Annotated in this window: 13 protein-coding genes and 1 riboswitch; of the genes, 6 read left to right on the top strand and 7 right to left on the bottom strand. The window is 65.1% G+C overall.

Annotated features, from left to right (window positions below):
- Positions 1-4: 4 nt before the first annotated feature.
- Together ABLE86_RS10780 and ABLE86_RS10775 are read right to left on the bottom strand one after the other, a co-directional pair.
- Positions 5-1456: an NAD-dependent succinate-semialdehyde dehydrogenase gene (locus tag ABLE86_RS10780; RefSeq protein WP_348778943.1), complete on the bottom strand. Its 1452-nt coding sequence runs from the start codon at positions 1454-1456 to the stop codon at positions 5-7.
- Between the two features lie 472 nt (positions 1457-1928).
- Entirely contained in the window at positions 1929-2195 is a 267-nt protein-coding gene (locus ABLE86_RS10775) for a 2-hydroxymuconate tautomerase (RefSeq protein WP_348778942.1), read from the bottom strand.
- Positions 2196-2290: 95 nt separating this feature from the next.
- On the opposite strand from ABLE86_RS10775, the gene ABLE86_RS10770 reads away from it, so the two are divergent.
- Entirely contained in the window at positions 2291-3154 is an 864-nt protein-coding gene (locus ABLE86_RS10770; RefSeq protein WP_348778941.1) for an outer membrane protein, read from the top strand.
- A gap of 230 nt (positions 3155-3384) precedes the next feature.
- A complete protein-coding gene (locus tag ABLE86_RS10765) occupies positions 3385-4137 on the top strand; it encodes an outer membrane protein (RefSeq protein ID WP_348778940.1) in 753 nt (250 codons plus the stop codon).
- A 97-nt stretch (positions 4138-4234) separates the two neighbouring features.
- On the opposite strand, the gene ABLE86_RS10760 is transcribed toward ABLE86_RS10765, so the two are convergent.
- Complete coding sequence (locus ABLE86_RS10760) at positions 4235-4426, bottom strand: DUF1059 domain-containing protein (protein ID WP_348778939.1); 192 nt, start codon at positions 4424-4426, stop codon at positions 4235-4237.
- A gap of 663 nt (positions 4427-5089) precedes the next feature.
- On the opposite strand from ABLE86_RS10760, the gene ABLE86_RS10755 reads away from it, so the two are divergent.
- Together ABLE86_RS10755 and serA are read left to right on the top strand one after the other, a co-directional pair.
- Entirely contained in the window at positions 5090-6265 is a 1176-nt protein-coding gene (locus ABLE86_RS10755) for a phosphoserine transaminase (protein ID WP_348778938.1), read from the top strand.
- A gap of 78 nt (positions 6266-6343) precedes the next feature.
- Positions 6344-7945 (top strand): phosphoglycerate dehydrogenase, encoded by a 1602-nt coding sequence (gene serA / locus ABLE86_RS10750; RefSeq protein ID WP_348778937.1) that lies wholly within the window; start codon positions 6344-6346, stop codon positions 7943-7945.
- A 57-nt stretch (positions 7946-8002) separates the two neighbouring features.
- Here the strand turns inward: serA and ABLE86_RS10745 are convergent, their stop codons facing one another.
- Positions 8003-8422, bottom strand: a complete 420-nt coding sequence (locus tag ABLE86_RS10745) for a type II toxin-antitoxin system VapC family toxin (protein ID WP_348778936.1) — start codon at positions 8420-8422, stop codon at positions 8003-8005.
- Positions 8419-8670 (bottom strand): plasmid stabilization protein, encoded by a 252-nt coding sequence (locus ABLE86_RS10740; protein ID WP_348778935.1) that lies wholly within the window; start codon positions 8668-8670, stop codon positions 8419-8421. The genes ABLE86_RS10745 and ABLE86_RS10740 overlap by 4 nt, the downstream gene beginning before the upstream one ends.
- Before the next feature lie 265 nt (positions 8671-8935).
- Here ABLE86_RS10740 and ABLE86_RS10735 point away from each other — a divergent pair, with 265 nt between their 5' ends.
- Entirely contained in the window at positions 8936-10234 is a 1299-nt protein-coding gene (locus ABLE86_RS10735; RefSeq protein ID WP_348778934.1) for an adenylosuccinate synthase, read from the top strand.
- 63 nt (positions 10235-10297) lie between these two features.
- On the top strand, positions 10298-11920 hold the full coding sequence (locus tag ABLE86_RS10730; RefSeq protein ID WP_348778933.1) for a hypothetical protein: 1623 nt from the start codon (positions 10298-10300) through the stop codon (positions 11918-11920).
- A 158-nt stretch (positions 11921-12078) separates the two neighbouring features.
- Here the strand turns inward: ABLE86_RS10730 and ABLE86_RS10725 are convergent, their stop codons facing one another.
- Both ABLE86_RS10725 and ABLE86_RS10720 read right to left on the bottom strand, forming a co-directional pair.
- Positions 12079-13893: an ABC-F family ATP-binding cassette domain-containing protein gene (locus ABLE86_RS10725; RefSeq protein WP_348778932.1), complete on the bottom strand. Its 1815-nt coding sequence runs from the start codon at positions 13891-13893 to the stop codon at positions 12079-12081.
- A gap of 7 nt (positions 13894-13900) precedes the next feature.
- Positions 13901-14545, bottom strand: coding sequence for a thiamine diphosphokinase (locus ABLE86_RS10720; protein ID WP_348778931.1), 645 nt, complete (start codon positions 14543-14545; stop codon positions 13901-13903).
- Positions 14546-14656: 111 nt separating this feature from the next.
- Positions 14657-14779: riboswitch (TPP riboswitch) on the top strand.
- Positions 14780-14794 lie beyond the last annotated feature (15 nt).

The following is a 14794-nucleotide window of genomic DNA, read 5'->3' as shown; positions in this document are numbered from 1 at the left end:
CGCGTCAGCTCGCGCTGACGGTCACGAACTTCGTGATGAGGTAGGCTTCGGTCGCTTCCGACCCGCCCTCGACGCCGTAGCCGGAATCCTTGATGCCGCCGAACGGCACCTCGGGCAGCGACAGGCCGATGTGGTTGATGGTGGTCATGCCGGCCTCGATCTCGGTCGACAGGCGATGCTCGGCCTCGAGCGAGCTGGTGAAGGCATAGGCCGCCAGGCCGAACGGCAGGCGGTTGGCCTCGGCGATGGCCTCGTCCAGCGTGTCGATGCGGTTGATGATCGCCAACGGGCCGAATGGCTCCTCGTTCATCACCCTGGCGTCGGTGGGCACATTGGCGAGCACGGTCGGCTCGAAGAAATTGCCGGTGTTGCCGATGCGGCGGCCGCCGGTGCGCAGCTCCGCGCCCCGCTCGACGGCATCCTGGATCAGCGCCTCCAGCGCCGGGATGCGCCGCTCATTGGCCAGCGGTCCCATTTGCGTGTCCGGCTCGAGGCCGTTGCCGACCCTGGTGGCGCGGAAGGTGTCGACGAAGCCGTCGACGAAGCCGTCGAAGGCATTGCGCTGCACGAGGAAGCGGGTCGGCGAGATGCAGACCTGGCCGGCGTTGCGCAGCTTCGAGCCCGCCAGCGCCTTGACCGCCTTGGCGAGATCGGCGTCGTCGAGCACGATGGCCGGCGCGTGGCCGCCCAGCTCCATGGTCGCCCGCTTCATGTGCAGGCCGGCGAGTGCCGCCAGCTGCTTGCCGATCGGCGTCGAGCCGGTGAACGAGATCTTGCGGATCACCGGATGCGGGATGAGATATTCCGAGATCTCGGCCGGCACGCCGAACACCAGGCCGATGACGCCGGCGGGCACGCCGGCGTCCTGGAAGGCACGGATCAGCTCGGCCGGCGACGCCGGGGTCTCCTCGGGCGCCTTGACGATGATCGAGCAGCCGGTGGCCAGCGCGGCCGACAGCTTGCGCACCACCTGGTTGATCGGAAAATTCCACGGCGTGAAGGCGGCAACCGGGCCGACCGGCTCCTTGGTCACCACCTGCCGCACGTTGGCGGCGCGGGCCGGCACGATCTGGCCGTAGGTGCGGCGCGCCTCTTCGGCGAACCAGTCGATGATGTCGGCAGCGGCCATGATCTCGACGCCGGCCTCGGCGAGCGGCTTGCCCTGCTCGCGCGTCATCAGCCAGGCGATGTGGTCCTTGCGCGCGCGCAGGAGGTCGGCCGCCCGGCGCATTATCTTGGAGCGCTCGAACGCCGACACGGCGCGCCAGGTCGCGAAGCCGCGCTCGGCGGCTGCCAGGGCAGCATCGAGGTCTTCGCGCACGGCATGGGCGACGGTGCCGATCTCGTCACCCGTCGCCGGATCCATGACGGGAATGGTGCGGCCGCCCTGGCCGTCGCGCCATTCGCCGTCGATCAGCAGCTTGGTGTCGGTATAGGTGTAGGCGGCTTCGGCCATCGGGGTCTCCGTAGTTTCTCGGGGTCGTCGCTGCGACGAAGATCCGCGCGCAGGCGGCGGCTTATCGCACCGGTTTGTGTTGAATTGCCGAACCGGGGCGAGCAGCCTTCTCTACCAGGCGCGAGAGGGGTGTTCCGTCGCGTTTGGCAGCGGTGGAGAATCTGCCTCGGTTCGTTTGCACGACTTCAACGGCGATCGCCTGGACGATCTGAAGGTCGTGCAAGTGATTAAAGAGATGGGTCGTCCCCTGTCGCCGGCAGGCGGCCCAGAAGTTTCCGGACACCCTTGGCCGCCAGTGGGTCGAGCGCCGATGTCACCTCATCGATAAAGAATTCCGGGTTGCTCGCGAGCGCGCGCGGCATGCAGATACGCTGTTTTTTCCCAGCTGACAATTCTTCGGGTGCGGCCGGCGATTTGCGTCTCTGCGACTGGTCCGCCCTCCCTGAGACCGCCACCCCGCGGTTCGCTGCGTTCAGTTGCTGCCGGCGGGCTGGGGGTCGGGATAGAGATCCGAGCTCAGTTCGCCGCCGATGCCCCAGTTGGTCTTTTCCACGTCCTCGATGATGACGTGGATCGACTGGGGCTTGCCGCCACACACGGCCACAAAGCTATCGGTCAGCGCCTTGACGAGCTGGCGCTTCTGCTCGACCGTGCGGCCGCTGAACATTTCCACCTTGATGACCGGCATGGCCTCGGTTCTCCCTTTTCGAGCTTCCGAACACTCACTCGTGGTGAGCAAACGTGGTTAAGCGGCACTTAACCTTTACTCGGCATTATCCATGCGCAATTCAACTGGCCTCAGCGTTGCGCGCGGGGTTCGCAGAGGTAGAGACAATGCACGAGTTTTCCAAGCGGCTCCTCGCCGCCTTGGCCATGACTGGCCTGTCCACCCCCGTCATGGCAGCCGATCTTTATGAGCCGCAGGTCGTTGAAGCCCCTCAAGTGGTCTACCAGCAAGTGGCCGTCGGCGGCTGGTATCTGCGCGGCGATCTGGACTACCACTGGTCGCAATTCCGCGGTGCCGACTACATCACCTATGGCGTCTGCAACTCGGGCTGCGGCCCGGTTCCCGTGCCTGGCTCGAAATCCTTCGACTTCGGCAACCTCAAGGGGGCGATGTCGCTCGGGGCCGGCGTCGGCTACCAGGTCAATGACTATTTCCGAACCGACCTGACCGTCGACTACTGGTTCAAGTCGAATTTCACCGGCCAGACCTCCGACTTCACCGACGTTTCCACTGACACCTCGTCCTACACGGCGCTGGTGCTGCTGGCCAACGCCTATGTCGATCTGGGCACGTGGAACCGCGTCACGCCCTATCTCGGCGCGGGTATCGGCGGCGCCCAGGTGAAATGGGGCGACCTGAGGAACCAGTTCCCCGGCGTGGACGACCGCCACAAGGGCGCCAGGAACTGGCGCTTCGCCTATGCGCTGATGGCCGGCGCCTCCTATTGCTTCAACAGCAACCTGGAGCTCGACGCCGGCTACCGCTTCACCCGGATCAATGGCGGACGCATGTTCGAATATGCCGACTCTTCGGCCGGCGGCCCGGGCGCCGGGCCAGGCTTCGACAAGGGCTTCAACGTGAATGAGGTGCGGGCCGGCCTGCGCTACCAGTTCGGCCCCGGCCGCACCGCCTGCGCCGAGCCCGAGGTGGTGGCCTACGAGCCGGAACCGGTGGCGCCGGTCTACAAGTAACTGCGCTGGCCCTCACGGGCTCGCTCCCATTACCAGAAGCCGCCTGGCCGAGCCGGGCGGCTTTTTCGTCATGACCGTTCCTGCGCGCGAGCGCTTCGCACGGCGGCCCGGACAATTCCGCTAACCAGGCGTTAGCCTTAACCGCCACTTAACCACTATGGTTAACAATGCCCCTCGACGGCGACTGGAGCCTTTTCTTCGTCCGGCGCCAATTTCGGGGGTTTGCAACAATGAGCCTGCAATCGCGTATCGCCCTGTCGCTCGCCGCGGCGGTTCTTTGGCAATCGGCGCCGGCGGTGGCGGCCGACTACGAACCGCCCATCGTGATCGAGAACGCACCGGAATACGTTCCCGTGGAGGTGGGCTCCGGCTGGTATCTTCGCGGTGACCTCGGCTACACTTTCAACAAGCCCTTCAAGGATTTCGACATTGGCGTGCTGCCCATCGCCGCCTATAGCGAAGACAACACCGCCCTGTTTGGCGGCGTCGGCATGGGCTATCACTTCAACGACTTCCTGCGCGGCGAACTGAACTTCGCCTTCCTGTCGAAGAACAAGTTCGGCGTGGAATATGACGAGCGACCGCTCGGCGGCGATTTCGCCGTCTTTGCAAACGCCAAGAACCAGGCCTGGAGCGGCATGGCGAATGCCTATGTCGATCTGGGCACCTTCGTCGGCCTGACGCCCTATGTCGGCGCAGGCCTGGGCTTCGTCTATACCAAGCGGGATTTGGGCATCCGCATCGCCGACGGAGCTGCCGCCGTCGAAATCTTCGACAACAAGAAGCAGGTGTCCTTCGCCTATTCGCTGGGTGCAGGGCTCAACTACCAGGTGACCCCGAACACCTCCATCGATGTGGGCTACCAGTTTCTTTCGGCGCCCGACGCCCAGTACGTGGCTGTGAAGGACCTCGATTCCTATCTAGTCCACAAGGGCATCAACCTTCACCAGCTTAAGGTCGGGCTTCGCTACGATCTCTGGTAGCAGCATCGATACACACCGGGGGGCGGGCTGACCCGCCACCGCATTCCCATCGGAATGGCCTATTGCTTCCGTCGATCAGGGCCCGGCTGGCGTCGCGTCAGCCATTCGGCATGCCCTCGTGAATGGCTTTCTTGATTTCGGACCGGAAATCCGGCGTGTCGTGCTCGCCGTGAACGGCAACCGCGTGCTGCACAGCCGCGTTTACAAGTTCCTCCTCCGTGTCGGCGGCAATCAGGACGGTGCACTTCATCTCGCTCGGGAATTCGCGGCAGTCGATGTATTTGCGCATCTTCACCTCCCATCAGGCGGGCCGCGGGCACAGGGCCGACCAGAGCCGTCGGCCGGGCCTTGGCAAAGCGCATTCGCTCTCCACGAAACCTATTCCCTCGTCCGGCATGCAACAAATCACAACACCGTTCGGCGCCCCGGCAGCCGCCAACTCAGCACACCGGCCCGCGGCCAAAAAATGTGAGGCTCGACCCGGCGGCCAAGCCTCACTGCAGTCAACGTAGGGGAGAACAAGTAAGAGGCCGAACGGGACCAGGGCGAAAGTCCTCAAAAGTGCTGATCGCCAAAAGAGGTAGGCCGTAAGCGAGCCGCGGCTTTGACGCGGCAAGGGGCTCGGCGCACACACGCTCGTGGGGGGTGGACGCGCGGCGCCGAGCATCTCGCCGGCCGATGGTTGCCTGAGGGCCAGGTCCCCATGTTTCAGCAAATCGCGCGCCTGCGACAGTCGGCCAAACCGCCGGGACCGGCCCATCTTCGGCGGTATGGCAGCTAGGCCGATCCCCTAGGGCGATACCGACGCCGGTTGAGACTGCCCCCCGCCAAGCAGAAGGCGCATTGTCGCAAATTCGTTTTTCCCTTGCGGCCGGCAGCGCTTTGCCATATCTCCGCCCGTGGGCCACCCCTCCCCAACGAGGGGCGTGCTATCTGGAAGGATAGGATCAACATGACCACACTGCCGAAGCCGGACTTGCGTCCGGCCAATCCCAATTTCTCATCCGGCCCTTGCGCAAAGCGCCCCGGCTGGTCCCTCCAAGCTCTCGCAGACGCGGCCCTCGGCCGCTCCCACCGTGCCAAGATCGGCAAGACCAAGCTCCAGCAGGCAATCGACCTGACGCGTGAGGTCCTGCAGGTGCCGGCCGACTATCGCATCGGAATCGTGCCTGCGTCTGATACCGGCGCCGTCGAAATGGCGCTCTGGTCGCTGCTCGGCGCCCGCGGCGTCGACATGGTCGCCTGGGAAAGCTTTGGCGCGGGCTGGGTGACCGACGTCACCAAGCAGCTGAAGCTGGCGGATGTCCGCACCTTCGAAGCGCCCTATGGCGAACTCGTCGACTTCGCAAATGTCGATTTCGACCGCGATGTGGTGTTCACCTGGAACGGCACGACCTCCGGCGTGCGCGTGCCGAACGCCGATTTCATTCCGGCGGACCGCCAGGGCCTGACGATCTGCGACGCGACCTCGGCCGCCTTCGCGCAGAAGCTGGACTTCGCCAAGTTAGATGTGGTGACCTTCTCCTGGCAGAAGGTGCTGGGTGGCGAAGGCGCGCACGGCATGCTCATCCTGTCGCCGCGGGCCGTCGAGCGGCTGGAGACCTACAAGCCGACCTGGCCGCTGCCGAAAATCTTCCGCCTGACCAAGGGCGGCAAGCTGATCGAAGGCATCTTCAAGGGCGAGACCATCAACACGCCGTCCATGCTGGCGGTGGAAGACTATCTCGACGCGCTCAACTGGGCGAAGTCGATCGGCGGCCTCGACGCCCTGGTTGCCCGCGCCGACCGCAACTTCGCGGTGCTCGACGCCTTCGTCGAGAAGACGCCCTGGCTCGCCAATCTGGCTTCCGATCAGGCCACGCGCTCGAACACCTCGGTCTGCCTCACCATCGCCGATCCGGAAGTGACCGCGCTCGACGCCGAGGCGCAGGCTGCCTTTGCCAAGGGCATCGTGACGGCGCTGGACAAGGAAGGCGTCGCCTATGACATCGGCGCCTATCGCGACGCGCCTTCGGGCCTGCGCATCTGGACCGGCGCGACGGTCGAGACTTCCGACCTCGAAGCGCTGACGCACTGGCTCGACTGGGCGTTCACAAATCAAAAGGCCGCGCTCGCAAAGGCGGCCTGAGCTTTTCAAGCATATGGCGGCCGGGTTGGGACGGTCGCCACCCCCGATGATTTGAATTTCACCTGATGGAGGCCTTTCATGGCACCTCGCGTACTCGTATCCGACAAACTCTCCCCCACTGCCGTCCAGATCTTCAAGGATCGCGGCATCGAGGTGGACTATTTGCCCGACCTCGGCAAGGACAAGGAAAAGCTTGCCGAAGTCATCGGCCAATATGATGGTCTCGCCATCCGCTCGGCAACCAAGGTCACCGAAAAGCTGATCGCCGCTGCGACCAACCTAAAGGTCGTCGGCCGCGCCGGCATCGGCGTTGACAATGTCGACATCCCGGCTGCCAGCCGCCGCGGTATCATCGTGATGAACACGCCCTTCGGCAATTCCATCACCACCGCCGAGCATGCGATTGCGCTGATGTTTGCGCTGGCCCGCCAGATTCCCGAGGCCAATGCCTCCACCCAGGCCGGCAAGTGGGAGAAGAACCGCTTCATGGGCGTGGAGATTACCGGCAAGACGCTGGGCGTGATCGGCTGCGGCAATATCGGCTCCATCGTGGCCTCGCGCGGCGTGGGCCTGAAAATGCATGTCATCGCCTTCGACCCGTTCCTGTCGGAGGACCGTGCCGCCGAGCTTGGCGTCGAAAAGGTCGAACTGGACGACCTGTTCGCGCGCGCCGACTTCATCACGCTGCACACGCCGCTGACCGACAAGACCCGCCACATCATCAACGCCGACGCCATCGCCAAGATGAAGAAGGGCGTGCGCATCATCAACTGCGCGCGCGGCGGCCTGATCGTGGAGCAGGACCTCATCGCCGCGCTGAAGAGCGGCAAGGTGGCTGGCGCCGGCATCGACGTGTTCGAGGTGGAGCCGGCCACAGACAGCCCGCTCTTCGGCATGGAGAACGTGGTGACCACGCCGCATCTGGGCGCCTCCACCACCGAAGCGCAGGAGAATGTCGCGCTGCAGATCGCCGAGCAGATGTCGGACTATCTGATCAAGGGCGCGGTCTCCAACGCCATCAACATGCCTTCGATCACGGCCGAGGAAGCGCCGCGGCTGAAGCCGTTCGTCAAGCTCGCCGAAGTGCTCGGCGCTTTTGTCGGCCAGGTGACGGAAGACCCGATCAAGGAGGTCGAGATTCTGTTCGACGGCTCGACCGCCGGCATGAACACCAGGGCGCTGATCAGCGCCGCCCTTGCCGGGCTGATCCGCCCGCAGGTGGCCGACGTCAACATGGTGTCGGCGCCGATCATGGTGAAGGAGCGCGGCATCATCGTCGCCGAGGTCAAGCGCGACAAGTCGGGCGTGTTCGACGGCTACATCAAGCTGACGGTCAAGACCGAGAAGCAGACCCGCTCGATTGCCGGCACCTGCTTCTCCGACCACAAGCCGCGCTTCATCCAGATCAAGGGCATCAATCTCGACGCCGAGGTGGGGCAGCACATGCTCTACACCACCAATGCCGACGCGCCGGGCATCATCGGCCTGCTGGGCACCGTCTGCGGCGAGAACGGCGTCAACATCGCCAACTTCGCGCTCGGCCGCGACCGGCCGGGCGGCAACGCCATCGCGCTGCTCTATCTTGACGCGCCCTTCCCGGAGGAAGTGCTGGCCAAGGTGCGCGCGCACCACGCGATCGACTCGGCCAGGCCGCTGCATTTCGACGTCAACAGCAACTGAGGCGAGCCTAACTTGCATTGCCGCAAAAGCGCCGGGCAACCGGCGCTTTTTTCTTGGTCAGTCGGGCCACGGATTGATCAGCGGCACATCGATGTCGTTGAAGTCCTTGACGTTGCGGGTAGCCAACGCCGCTCGCCTGGAAATTGCGACGCCGGCGATCTGCGTGTCCAACGCATCTATGTTGCGGCCGATAGCTATGCGTCTGGCGCTCAGGCTCGAAGCAGCTTCGGCTGCGTTGCGATCAAACGGCAGGACTCGGCCGGCAATCGCATCGTCCAGAAATAGATCGAAGCGTTCGAGGAGGTCGCTCTTGCGCCTGCCGTCGGGCAAAAGAAGGAGCCCGGATCGAATTTCGAGAACGCTTATGGCCGTTATCCAGATGGCGCTCGAGCTCTCGCGGTCGAGCCACGAAACAACCTCCGGGTTCACCGCCGGCCGCATGAGAGCAGAGATGACGTTGGTATCCAGAACTATCATTCGCTGAAATCGACCGGCTTGAATGGCTGCCGGGGCAACTTCGGCAATGGTTCGTTGTTGTCGGGGACATCGCGAAAGAGTGCAGCGATCCGGCTGCCCAATCCAGTTTCGGTTCCAGGATCGGTCAGCACCGCTGCCCGGATGATCTCCCGGGCCTCCTCCTCCATGCTCACGCCCCGGCGTGCCGCCCGCTCCTGCAAGCGTCGCTTCACGTCGTCATCAATCTGCCTGACCAGCAACTGCGCCATGGCCGCACTCCATTTCGCTATCATGATAGCAAAATTGCCGGCAAGAAGCCAGACAATCAGCCTACCACCACCTTCTGCCAGCTATGCTGGTAGCGGTGTCATAAGCACGCAATGTTGAAGGCCACAGGGCGCCAGGACACCGGGCGCGACGAAATTGTTGCACCTGAACCCCCAAAGAATGGTCGCGTTCCGGGTTTCTTGCGATTATAGAGGCCTGTCGTTCTATACGTTTGCGCCGCACGCGCGGCATGGAAGGGATGAAGTCATGGCCAATGTGGTTGTCGTCGGCTCGCAGTGGGGCGACGAAGGCAAGGGCAAGATCGTCGACTGGCTGTCGGAACGCGCCGATGTGGTGGTGCGCTTCCAGGGCGGGCACAATGCCGGCCACACGCTGGTGATCGACAGCAAGGTCTACAAGCTTTCGCTGCTCCCCTCCGGCATCGTGCGCAACGGCAAGCTCTCCGTAATCGGCAACGGCGTGGTCTTCGACCCGCACGCCTTCGTGGCTGAGGCCGACAAGCTGCGTGAACAAGGCGTCGAGGTGACGCCTGATTGCCTGAAAATAGCCGAAAACACCTCGCTTATCCTGTCGCTCCACCGGGAGCTCGATGGATTCCGCGAAGACGCGGCCTCCAGTTCGGGCACCAAGATCGGCACCACCCGCCGGGGCATCGGCCCCGCCTATGAGGACAAGGTCGGGCGCCGCGCCATTCGCGTGATGGATTTGGCAGACTTGAACACATTGCCCGCAAAGGTCGACCGCCTGCTGACGCACCACAATGCGCTGCGGCGCGGGCTGGGCCATGCCGAGGTGGCGCATGAGACGATCATGCAGGAGCTGACCTCCGTCGCCGACAAGATCCTGCCCTATATGGACCGCGTCTGGAAGATCCTGGACGATCGCCGCCGCGCCGGCGAGCGCATCCTGTTCGAAGGCGCGCAGGGCACGCTGCTCGACATCGACCACGGCACCTACCCCTTCGTTACCTCCTCCAACACCGTGGCCGGCCAGGCAGCACCCGGCTCGGGCATGGGGCCAAGCGCCATCGACTATGTGCTCGGCATCACCAAGGCCTACACCACCCGCGTCGGCGAAGGCCCCTTCCCGACCGAGCAGCAGAACGAAATCGGCGAGTTCCTCGGCACCAAGGGCCATGAGTTCGGCGTGGTGACGGGGCGCAAGCGGCGCTGCGGCTGGTTCGACGCGGTGCTGGTGCGCCAGGCGGTCGCCGTCAACGGCATCAAGGGCATCGCGCTCACCAAGCTTGACGTGCTCGACGGCCTCGACGAGATCAAGGTCTGCACCGGCTACATGCTCGACGGCGAACTGATCGACTACCTGCCGGCGAGCCAGGGCGCGCAGGCGCGCGTGGAGCCGGTCTACGAGACGCTGGAAGGCTGGAAGGGCACGACCAAGGGCGCGCGCAGCTGGAACGACCTTCCGGCCCAGGCGGTCAAGTATGTGCGCCACATCGAGGAACTGATCGGAGCGCCGGTGGCGCTGCTGTCGACCAGCCCCGAGCGGGACGACACCATACTTGTGACCGATCCGTTTCAAGACTAGTTTTTGCCCATTCCCGGCCGGAGCAAAGCCGGCCGGGATGGAAACCTACAGGTCGAAAGAAGCATGGCAGATTTCGTTGCGGTTCTGAAGAAGACGCTGGACGGGTTGACCGATCCGACGCCCGCCTTGCGGCAGAAGGTCTACGACAAGGCCCGTGCGACCATTGACGCCAAGCTGGCGGCGATCAACCCGCCGCCGCCGCAAGCTGTCGTGGACCGCCAGAAGCGTGCGCTGGAAGATGCCATCGCGACGATCGAGAAGGACTATTCGGACCACGCCCGCCCCAAGATCAGCGACGATCCCCTGGACGAGTTGGACAGCGTCTTCGCCTCGATCGAGAGCCGGAAGAGCGCCCCGTTGGAGCCCACGCGCCCGCAGGCCGCGCGCGACGAGCCCGTGCAGGCCCGCCCGCGGCCGCGGCCCATGGCGCCCGTGGCTGAAACACCAGCACCCAAACCGGTTGCCGTGCCAAAAACCGAGGCAGCCGCGCAGCCAACCGCTGGCCTGCCAGAGCCGGCAAAGGCCGAGCCTGCAACCGCTCCGGCCGCCATGCCGCCCCGCTTTGCCAAGCCGGAGAGCGCGGCGCCGGCTGAGCCCGAGAGCGCGGAGCCGGCAAAGCGCGGGTTTTATCCCCCCGTCAGCGATGAAAGCGATGATGATGATGAATTCGCCGATGTGGCGGAGGCGGAAGGCGGACGCGACAAGCGCCGGCTGATCACGATCGCAGCAGCGGCAGCCGTCGGGCTGGTCGTCGTCGCAGGCGGCGGCTACGCTCTTTTCGGCGGCAAGTCATCCGACACGGGGCCCACTGGGCAGGAGGCCGCGGCGCCTGCTCCTTCAGCCGAGACAGAACCGGCAGCGCCAAGCGGCGAGCCCGAGACGGCGCAGCCTGCCCAGGCGGCTGGCGAACCCGGGGCCGAACCCAAATTCACGCAGCGGCTGAATGCCAACGGCACGGAGATCGACGCAGGCCCTGCCGGCGGCACGGCAGCAATCGGCGAAGGCACTTCCGTTGCCGCGGCCACCCAGCCGCCGCAGGACGCAGGCACCGCCATCGCGCCGGCACCCACGGGCACGACCGCTCCCGCCGCTGGCAGCACGCCAGCCGCGCAGCCCGGCGTCGCCGTCGGCCAGCGCGCGATATTCTACGAGGAGCGCACCAGCGTCGCCCAGGGCTCGGCCGAGCCCGGCAACATCGTCTGGTCGGTCGTGCAGGAATCCCCCGGGGGCGACCTGCCGCCGGAGCCTGCCGTCCGCGCCGAAGCGACCATTCCGGGCAAGGACCTGCAACTGCGCATGACCATCCGCCGCAACGCGGACGCAACCCTGCCGGCCAGCCACATCATCGAGGTGATCTTCCTGACACCGCCGAGCTTCGAGGGTGGCGGCATCGAGAATGTGCTGCGCGTGTCGATGAAGGGTTCCGAGCAGGAAGCCGGCAGCCCGCTTATCGGCATTCCGGCCAAGATCGCCGACGGCTTCTTCCTCATCGCGCTCAACGACGGCAAGCCGGAGACGGAAGCCAACATGACGCTGCTGCGCCGCCAGAGCTGGATCGACGTGCCGATCATCTACAAATCCGGTCGCCGCGCCCTGTTCACCATGGAAAAGGGCCTCCCCGGCCAGAAGGTGTTCGACGAAGCGATGAAGGCCTGGCAGGCCGCCACCGGCAACAGCAACGGCTGAGATATGACGCGCTAGACAAAGAGAGACGGCCCCTTGCGGGGCCGTTTTTTTATCCGGGTCGAGCAGACGTCGCTCCCCTGCCCTTCGCTAGGGCTCCGGGCGTTCGGCATTCGAAAAGCCAAATCCTTGGCTTTTCGCCGACCTGCGGTCGGAATGTCTCACCCCTCCAGTTCCTCGCGCAGCATTTCCAGTTCCAGCCACTCCTCCTCCATGGCCACCAACGTGGCACGCTCCTTGTCGAGGGCGGCGATGGTTTTCTGGAAACCCTTCGGGTCGCGCTCGTAGAAGGCCGGGTCGGCGATGTGGTTTTCCAGCTCGGCGATTGAGGCCGAAACCGCCGCCATCTTCGAGGGCAGGTTTTCCAGCGCGAATTTCTGCTTGAACGACAGCTTTTTCGCGGGAGCCTTCGGCGCGGCCTGCGCGGCATCCGCGCGCGGCGCTTCAGCCGACTGCTTGCGGGCGTCACGGCGGTCGTTCAGCCGCGTGCCGCCGCGCTGGGCCAGCATGTCGGAATAGCCGCCGGCATATTCCAGCCAGCGCCCGTCGCCCTCCGGGGCGATCACGCTGGTGACCGTGCGGTCGAGGAAGTCGCGGTCGTGGCTGACGAGGATGACGGTGCCGGGAAAGCCGGCAACCAGCTCCTGCAAGAGCTCCAGCGTTTCCATGTCGAGGTCGTTGGTCGGCTCGTCGAGGACCAGAAGGTTGGCCGGCCGCGCCAGCACGCGCGCGAGCAAGAGCCGTGCCCGCTCACCGCCGGAAAGCTCGCGCACCGGCGTGCGCGCCTGCTCGGGCTTGAACAGGAAGTCCTTCATGTAGGAGACGACGTGACGCTGCTCGCCATTGATGACGAGGCTTTCGCCGCGGCCATCGGTCAGGTAGTGCGCCAGCGTCTCCTGCGGGTCGACCGCTTCGCGCTTCTGGTCCAGCGTGGCGATTTCCAGATTGGTGCCCAGCCGCACCTTGCCGGTGTCGGGCGCAAGCTCGCCGGTCAGCATCTTAAGCAGCGTCGTCTTGCCGGCGCCGTTCGGTCCCACCAGGCCGATGCGGTCGCCGCGCTGGATGCGCGTGGAGAAATCCTTCACCACGGTGAGGTCGCCGAAGCTCTTGGAGATGTTCTTGGCTTCAATGACCAGCTTGCCGGATTCGGACGCGTCACTGGCCACCATCGTGGCCGTGCCTTCCGCGCCGCGATGGTTGCGGAAGCGCTGGCGCATGTCCTGCAACTCGCCCAGCCGGCGCATGTTGCGCTTGCGCCGCGCGGTGACGCCATAGCGCAGCCAGTGCTCCTCGCGCACGATCTGGCGGCCGAGCTTGTGTTGCTCGCGCTCTTCTTCCTCCAGGATCGTGTCGCGCCATTCCTCGAAATGGGCAAAACCCTTCTCCAGCCGCTTCGTCTGGCCGCGATCGAGCCAGACGGTGGCCTTGGAGACACGCTCCAGGAAGCGGCGATCGTGCGAGATCACGATCAGCGCCGAGGAGGAGCGGACAAGCTCGTCTTCCAGCCATTCGATGGTTTTCAGGTCGAGATGGTTGGTCGGCTCGTCCAGCAGCAGGATGTCCGGCTCAGGCGCCATGACGCGCGCAAGTGCTGCGCGGCGCGCCTCGCCGCCGGAAAGATCGTCCGGACGCTCGTCTCCGGTCAGCCCGAGATGTTCGAGCAGATAGGTGGCGCGGTAGGGATCGTCGGCTGGTCCGAGGCCGGCCTCGACATAGGCGCGCACGGTGGCAAAGCCGTCCATGTCCGGCACCTGTGGCAGGTAGCGGATGGTGGCCGAGGGCTGCCGGAACACTTCGCCGTCCTGCGGGTCGACCATGCCGGCGGCGATCTTCAGCAGCGTCGACTTGCCGGAACCGTTGCGGCCGACCAGCGCGATGCGGTCGCCGGCGGAAGCCGAAAGCGCCGCGCCGTCGAGCAGCGGCGTGCCACCGAAGGTCAGTTTGATGCCGTCGAGATTGAGAAGCGGAGGCGCCATGTCGTGTTCAGTGTTCCGGTAGGGGACTGGGGTGAGCGAGAAGCATTGCGCGGCCGCGTTCGAGCGAGATGCGCAAGCTGCCCTTCACCTCGTTGGAAAGGGTGAGCGAGGAGCCGAACGGCACCTCGACACGGTCGAGAGGCCACTTCGCGCCGGCCTCGCTGAGCCCCGAAAGGTCGGAAAAGGCCAGGATCGAAAACAGCGTCCCGTCGGCATAGTCGAAACTGGTGGTTCCCGGCAAAAGCGGGTGCCCCTCCTGCGCGCCGCTGGTGAGCAGCACTGTTGTGCCGGCCTCGGCCAGCCGCATGGCCAGCGCCAGGTGAAGGAAGCCGTGGTCCGAGCGCGGGCCGCCGAAAGCGCCGGCAAGCACCAGCGAGGTGGCCCCCGCTTCAAGCGCGGCGGCCACCGCCAGTTCGCCGTCGGTCATGGCCTTTTCGGACGGGAACACGCGGCGGGGCACGCCGGCATAGCGATCGGTGAGATCCGCACGAACGGAATCGAAGTCGCCGACCCAAAGCTCGGGCGTCACGCCAAGCATCTCGGCATGGCGGATGCCGGAATCGGCTGCGATGACGCGGCTTCCCGCCGCCTGGGCGACAATGCGCGGCGTGTGAACGAGCTCGCCGCCGAGCAGGATGAAAAATCGGCTCATGGTGGCCCGCTCTATCACGCGCAGCCCTTGGAACGGAAGGCCGGGTTTCGCGTCTTTAGGCAGTAACGAGGCGTGGCCTTGCGTGCCCGGACGCTTCGGCCTATGTCTCGTGACGCTCTAACGGGGTGCCGAACGCAATTTCCGCGATTCGGCTGAGAGGCAAGGGGGAAACCTGGCCAACCCGCTGAACCTGATCCGGTTTGTACCGGCGGAGGGATTAGATGCATCGGAAGCCCGACGCCTCAATTC

Origin of the sequence: Mesorhizobium sp. KR2-14 (assembly GCF_040049255.1) — a bacterium.
Taxonomy (GTDB): domain Bacteria; phylum Pseudomonadota; class Alphaproteobacteria; order Rhizobiales; family Rhizobiaceae; genus Pseudaminobacter.
The sequence above is the reverse complement of the archived record's forward strand: the minus strand, read 5'-3'. Positions and strand labels throughout refer to the sequence as shown.

What these genes read in the sequence shown, in the direction of transcription:
- ABLE86_RS10780 (WP_348778943.1), bottom strand. Translation starts at nt 1,456, where the DNA reads ATGGCCGAAGCCGCCTACACCTATACCGACACCAAGCTGCTGATCGAC.
- ABLE86_RS10765 (WP_348778940.1), top strand. Translation starts at nt 3,385, where the DNA reads ATGAGCCTGCAATCGCGTATCGCCCTGTCGCTCGCCGCGGCGGTTCTT.
- ABLE86_RS10735 (WP_348778934.1), top strand. Translation starts at nt 8,936, where the DNA reads ATGGCCAATGTGGTTGTCGTCGGCTCGCAGTGGGGCGACGAAGGCAAG.
- ABLE86_RS10725 (WP_348778932.1), bottom strand. Translation starts at nt 13,893, where the DNA reads ATGGCGCCTCCGCTTCTCAATCTCGACGGCATCAAACTGACCTTCGGT.
- ABLE86_RS10720 (WP_348778931.1), bottom strand. Translation starts at nt 14,545, where the DNA reads ATGAGCCGATTTTTCATCCTGCTCGGCGGCGAGCTCGTTCACACGCCG.
- ABLE86_RS10755 (WP_348778938.1), top strand. Translation starts at nt 5,090, where the DNA reads ATGACCACACTGCCGAAGCCGGACTTGCGTCCGGCCAATCCCAATTTC.
- serA (WP_348778937.1), top strand. Translation starts at nt 6,344, where the DNA reads ATGGCACCTCGCGTACTCGTATCCGACAAACTCTCCCCCACTGCCGTC.
- ABLE86_RS10760 (WP_348778939.1), bottom strand. Translation starts at nt 4,426, where the DNA reads ATGCGCAAATACATCGACTGCCGCGAATTCCCGAGCGAGATGAAGTGC.
- ABLE86_RS10730 (WP_348778933.1), top strand. Translation starts at nt 10,298, where the DNA reads ATGGCAGATTTCGTTGCGGTTCTGAAGAAGACGCTGGACGGGTTGACC.
- ABLE86_RS10740 (WP_348778935.1), bottom strand. Translation starts at nt 8,670, where the DNA reads ATGGCGCAGTTGCTGGTCAGGCAGATTGATGACGACGTGAAGCGACGC.
- ABLE86_RS10770 (WP_348778941.1), top strand. Translation starts at nt 2,291, where the DNA reads ATGCACGAGTTTTCCAAGCGGCTCCTCGCCGCCTTGGCCATGACTGGC.
- ABLE86_RS10745 (WP_348778936.1), bottom strand. Translation starts at nt 8,422, where the DNA reads ATGATAGTTCTGGATACCAACGTCATCTCTGCTCTCATGCGGCCGGCG.